This window comes from Evansella vedderi, assembly GCF_030813435.1.
In the GTDB taxonomy this organism is placed as follows: domain Bacteria; phylum Bacillota; class Bacilli; order Bacillales; family Salisediminibacteriaceae; genus Evansella; species Evansella vedderi.
In genome coordinates this window covers 1-3,318 of the sequence record NZ_JAUSUG010000052.1, presented here as the reverse complement: position 1 = coordinate 3,318, position 3,318 = coordinate 1, and the positions used below count along the sequence as shown (strand labels likewise).

Annotated in this window: 4 protein-coding genes; all 4 read right to left on the bottom strand. The window is 37.4% G+C overall.

All coding sequences use genetic code 11. From position 1 onward, the window contains the following. Window positions 1–176: 176 nt before the first annotated feature. The 4 genes from veg to rnmV all read right to left on the bottom strand — a co-directional run bounded on the left by veg (window position 177) and on the right by rnmV (window position 3,082). Window positions 177–449, bottom strand: coding sequence for a biofilm formation stimulator Veg (gene veg, locus J2S74_RS27210; RefSeq protein ID WP_307332888.1), 273 nt, complete (start codon window positions 447–449; stop codon window positions 177–179). Window positions 450–710: 261 nt separating this feature from the next. Then, window positions 711–1,586 (bottom strand): sporulation peptidase YabG, encoded by an 876-nt coding sequence (gene yabG / locus J2S74_RS27205; RefSeq protein WP_307332885.1) that lies wholly within the window; start codon window positions 1,584–1,586, stop codon window positions 711–713. A 64-nt stretch (window positions 1,587–1,650) separates the two neighbouring features. Further along, window positions 1,651–2,517, bottom strand: a complete 867-nt coding sequence (gene rsmA, locus J2S74_RS27200) for a 16S rRNA (adenine(1518)-N(6)/adenine(1519)-N(6))-dimethyltransferase RsmA (RefSeq protein ID WP_307332883.1) — start codon at window positions 2,515–2,517, stop codon at window positions 1,651–1,653. Window position 2,518: 1 nt separating this feature from the next. After that, window positions 2,519–3,082: a ribonuclease M5 gene (rnmV, locus tag J2S74_RS27195; RefSeq protein ID WP_307332880.1), complete on the bottom strand. Its 564-nt coding sequence runs from the start codon at window positions 3,080–3,082 to the stop codon at window positions 2,519–2,521. Window positions 3,083–3,318 lie beyond the last annotated feature (236 nt).

Genomic DNA, 3,318 nt, shown 5'->3' with positions numbered 1-3,318 from the left:
GTTGATTGCTACTTGTAAAAAAAGGAAATTAAAGTAGGTGTGTTTGAGTTACTCTAAATCTTGAAAAAAGTATTTGACATTGTACGCTAAACAAATAAAAAACGATTATCCAAAAAAGAGTCTACAGAATTTTGATGTAGACATTTTTTTGAATAACCGCTAAATTTTGGATCTATTTATACGTTTTCTGCTGCCTCTAACTGGACTTCCGGATCTTCTGAAAGTGTCAGTTTCACCGTTTCAGTCAGTACGTCTGTGTAGCTGTAGGAAACCCTCTCGACTGAATATTCATCTTGATCGAGCTTTATTGTAAAAACAGATGGGTAAGTCCCTTCTAGTAAGCCTGACCTTTCAATTGTTTTCCGTCTACCACCATTTGCTTGAATGGTAATTCTCTTTCCGACATTTTCGTCTAAAGATCGTTTAATCTCAATTAATGTTTTAGCCATTCACTACACCTCACTTGTCCCAAGTATAACACACCCGGCTCTACACGTCAAATAAAATTAAAATTATAACAATGTATCAATGATGTGTCAATCAATTTTTACTGATTTTCCAATGTTATTTATATAGTGTGCTATTCCGACAAAATTATGTAAATATCTATTACAGAAAAATTTTCTACATTAAAGAAAGGGCATATCAAAAAGACAACAATTCCTTTTGATATACCCTTTATTTAGCGCATGCTAATATGTGTTGTTCTGTTAGGAGTTAAAATCTTCCTCACTATAATGTGGCATGCCCCTTCTTAACGTTCCGTTTGTTTCTACTCCTCCCAATCCTTTTTTTCCAGTCATGGAGGTCTTTAAAATGTCCCACACACCAACTCGGTCCATAAAAGGAGTTAAACTAACCTTCGAAACGACATACACCGGATCTAAAGCGTGTATGTTTACCCTTTCCGGTGAACTTGCAAAATTTGCTCCAGCTTTTAATAAAGATTGAAAATTTGATTGACATGCCCCTGCAAATATAACTAAATGATCCATAAAAGGGACAATTTTTCTTGCTTCCTTCACTGTATCAACAAAGTGTTGTGAGTTACGGTAAGCCTTCATATCTTGTTCACTTCCCTTTAACTTGCTATAAGAGTCATGTCCAGTAATAACAAGAATATCCGGTCTTACCATTTCAATGAGGGAAGCAACCCTTAAAGGCATTTCCTTTTCACTTAGATGAACACCGTAAACGGGAACACCTAATCGATCATATACTTGGGTACATTTTTTTAAATATAAGGAATCCCCATCCATGTGTAGAACTTTTCCCGGAACTTCGAAATAGGAATTTTTTTTTGCGTATCCTGATGTTACATCATATTCGTTTCTTTCTCGGATTAGTTTACGATCCTGACGAAAAAGCTGATAACAACTTTCTTCCTTTTCCCTTTGCTTTTTAGCCAGTCTTTCTCTATCCTTATCCTTTATAGCTACTAAATCACTTAAGGGAGCATCAGCACAGAGCCGCATGTCTTCCCCGCTAAGCTCCGCTATATCGCCATCGATACTTTTTACTCGGAATAAAATATCACAATTATATGAAGTTCTGCCAACAATTTGACCTACCTTAATACTTGCCATGACAAACGCCTCCTCACACGATAAGTTATGCAAGGAGAATGTTAGTTGCTACTCCCTGATGTACCTATTGGATCAGGAAGTTACTTAATTTTGCAAATTCCTCCATTGAAAGGGATTCTCCCCTTCTTTTTGGATCAATGCCAGAATGCTGAAGGACTTTTTCTATTTCTGTTTTGTTCAAGTCAGGAAAATGATGGGATAAGTTATTAAGGATTGTTTTCCTCCTTTGGGCAAAGGAAGCCCGGACAACCTCGAAGAAGAATTTTTCATCCTGTACCTGAACTGGAGGTTCCTCTCTAATGGTTAACCTTAAAATAGCAGAATCTACATTGGGCTGAGGAACAAATACTGTTTTTGGTACTGTAAAAACTGTTTCAGCATGTGCATAATATTGTGCTGCAATAGACAGTGATCCATAATTCTTCGTGTTAGGCCCCGCTGCTATTCGTTCTGCCACTTCCTTCTGAATCATAACAACAATGGTCCGTACTGGGAGTTTTTCCTCCAATAATTTCATCAAGATAGGAGTTGTAACATAATACGGCAGATTAGCCACTACTGCCACATCCTCCATGTTCTCAAACTCTTTATTTACCATTTCCTTCACATCTACCTTAAGTACGTCCCCATGGATCACCTTTACGTGAGGATAAGGTGATAACGTATCTTCAAGAATAGGGATTAATCGTTGATCAATTTCGTAAGCCACGACCTTTTTTGTCCTTTTTGCTAACTGCTCTGTTAATGCCCCTATCCCAGGTCCTATTTCAACAGCACCTGAAGTTTCCGTTACATTCGCTGCATCAACAATTCGCCTCAATATGTTCGTATCAATTAAGAAATTTTGCCCTAAACTTTTTTTGAAGGAAAATCCGTACTTTTCTAATATGGCTTTGGTACGTTTCGGTGTTGCAATATCTTTTTCACTCATCTTAAGTCTCCTGTTCGATTTTTCGTAAAGCTTCCATAAATTCCTCTTTAGATATTTGAAACTGCTGTATTCTCTTCAACAGTTGTTTGCCATTAGTGTAGCCGATATTTAATATTTTCCCTAACATTTCTCTTTTTTGTCTAGAACCCTCACCGGCAATTAAACCGGCATAGATTAAGTCCTCCTTTGTAATATCGACAGAAAAGATTTCTCCCGAATAGGTTGGTTTTGCCTTTTGAAGTGCGCTTATAATACTTTCCATAGAGGCATGCTCTACACCAACCTTTCCCTTTTGATGATCAATAGCAGCTTCCTTAGGTAAAAATGCGTGCTTACAGCCAGAAACCGCCCTATCAATAGTCAAACGTATCCTCTCACCTGGATAGTCGGGATCTGTAAAAATAATTACTCCTCGACGTTCAACGGCTAATTTTATACGGTTAATTACATCCGAACCTACTGCAGACCCATTTGTTTCTATCGTGTCACAGTCTACATACTGTTTAATCACATTTGTATCACTTTTTCCTTCTACTACTATTACATCATGAATATGTAATCTCATTATTTTAAAATCCTCTCATTGCTTTACTTCATTTTAATGAATCAATTTCATAATTCACTTTTAAAAAAAGCAAACACTCTCAGAATAACAGTTATACCGTTAAAAAATTTGCTCTATTAACTTTGATGTTGATTTTCTCTTCAGGATGCTCGCTTTCCGCGGGCAACGCTTCAGCCTCCTCGTTCCTGCGGGGTCTTCAGCTGTTGCTTTTCCCGCAGGAGTCTCGCTCCTTTCGC

Bases quoted from the DNA above. Each gene is read 5' to 3' on its own strand.
- veg (WP_307332888.1), bottom strand. From the start codon at position 449: ATGGCTAAAACATTAATTGAGATTAAACGATCTTTAGACGAAAATGTC.
- yabG (WP_307332885.1), bottom strand. From the start codon at position 1,586: ATGGCAAGTATTAAGGTAGGTCAAATTGTTGGCAGAACTTCATATAAT.
- rsmA (WP_307332883.1), bottom strand. From the start codon at position 2,517: ATGAGTGAAAAAGATATTGCAACACCGAAACGTACCAAAGCCATATTA.
- rnmV (WP_307332880.1), bottom strand. From the start codon at position 3,082: ATGAGATTACATATTCATGATGTAATAGTAGTAGAAGGAAAAAGTGAT.